Source organism: Liquorilactobacillus vini DSM 20605, from assembly GCF_000255495.1.
Lineage (GTDB): Bacteria > Bacillota > Bacilli > Lactobacillales > Lactobacillaceae > Liquorilactobacillus > Liquorilactobacillus vini.
Map to the genome: position 1 here is coordinate 1 of NZ_AHYZ01000051.1, position 1,052 is coordinate 1,052.

The 1,052-nt window shown below is 37.3% G+C and carries 1 protein-coding gene; it reads left to right on the forward strand.

The genetic code is table 11. The annotated features are described in order from the left end of the window. Window positions 1-148: 148 nt before the first annotated feature. A partial coding sequence (locus ON15_RS02985; protein ID WP_010580001.1) for a cation diffusion facilitator family transporter occupies window positions 149-1,052 on the forward strand: 904 nt, incomplete at its 3' end.

Here is a 1,052-nt window from a genome sequence, read left to right on the forward strand (position 1 = left end):
AACCAAGTTAAATTTGCTAGCCATCCATGATTTAAAAACTTTATTTTGTAAAAAATTTGGCTTTTGATCTAAAAAAAACTATAATTTTATACTGAAATCTAAAGGCTAATTTCAAATTTGAAAAATTCTGCATTAAGGAAGGATAATTATGCAAGAACGCTATCAAAATTTAAGAATCGCAGAAAAAGGTGTCATTTTAAGTATGCTCGCTTATATTTTCTTAGCAGCTCTCAAAGTGATCGTTGGTCAGTTAGCTGATTCAGCAACTTTGATTGCCGATGGTGCAAATAATATCACCGACATTCTTTCATCATTGGCTATTATTTACGGCTTGCGTCTAGCTCGTCGACCGCCTGATGAACACCATCAATACGGTCATTGGAAAGCCGAAACGATTGCCACTTTTGCTACTTCATTAGTCATGCTCGCCACCGGCGGTAGTGTGATCTATTCATCAATCAAGCAGATGTTGACTGGCCAAGAAAATACGCCGGGAATTTATTCACTCTTCGTTGGGATCATTAGTGCCATCATTATGCTGTGGATTTACTTTCATAATGCCCGCCTTGCCAAAAAAATTAAATCAGCTTCACTACTAGCTATTGCAAAAGATACTCGCAATGATGCTTGGACAAGTATTGGTACTAGTTTGACGATCATTGCTGCTAACTTCAAACTTCCCCAAATTGATAATTTAGTTGCTATGCTGATTGGTGGCCTAATTTTAAAAACTGCTTATCACATTTTATCCGACAGTGCATTTGCTTTAAGTGATGGCTTTGATGATGATTTATTAGACCAATATATTGCCGCAGTTGAAAAAATCCCACAGGTTGAAAAAGTCCATAACATTCAAGGCCGAACTTATGGTGCCAATATTTATGTTGACATTATTATTTGGGTCGACCCGCAAATGACCGTTCGTGAAAGTCACCACGTCACTGAAAAAGTTGAAAGTTTATTACGCCGCAAGTTTACGGTCTATGATACTGATGTCCATGTTGAACCTTGGGATGTTGATTATGAACCATTGCAGCCCAATGAGTTAAATA